Origin of the sequence: Terrabacter sp. Ter38 (genome assembly GCF_024519435.1) — a bacterium.
In the GTDB taxonomy this organism is placed as follows: Bacteria; Actinomycetota; Actinomycetes; order Actinomycetales; family Dermatophilaceae; genus Terrabacter.
In genome coordinates, this window is the sequence record NZ_JALJRZ010000046.1 from 1 (window position 1) to 330 (window position 330).

The 330-nt window shown below is 52.4% G+C and carries 1 protein-coding gene; it reads right to left on the reverse strand.

The genetic code is table 11. From position 1 onward, the window contains the following. Positions 1–330: hypothetical protein (locus NR112_RS23340; RefSeq protein ID WP_256796480.1), on the reverse strand; the 330-nt coding region annotated here is incomplete at both ends.

Here is a 330-nt window from a genome sequence, read left to right on the forward strand (position 1 = left end):
GCAGCACGGGTGTGGGGGTGCCGTCGATGTCTCTTTTTTATCGCTCGATCTCCTCTCCTCCTTTTCTCCTTTTTCCCCTTCTCCCTTCCTCTTTTTCTTCTCTTCCCTCTCCCTCCCTTTTCTTCCTTCCCCTCTCTTCTCCCTCTCCTCTCTTTTCCTTTCTCTTTCTCTCTCTCCCTTCCTTCCTCCTCTCCCCTCTCTCCTTTCTTCCTCTCCCTCCTTCCTTTCCCCTCCTTTTTCTTCCTTCCTCCCTTCTCCCCCTCCCATTCCTTTCCTTTTTCCCTCCCCCTCTTTTCCCTCTTTTTCTCTCTCTCTCTCTGCGCCGGTCTT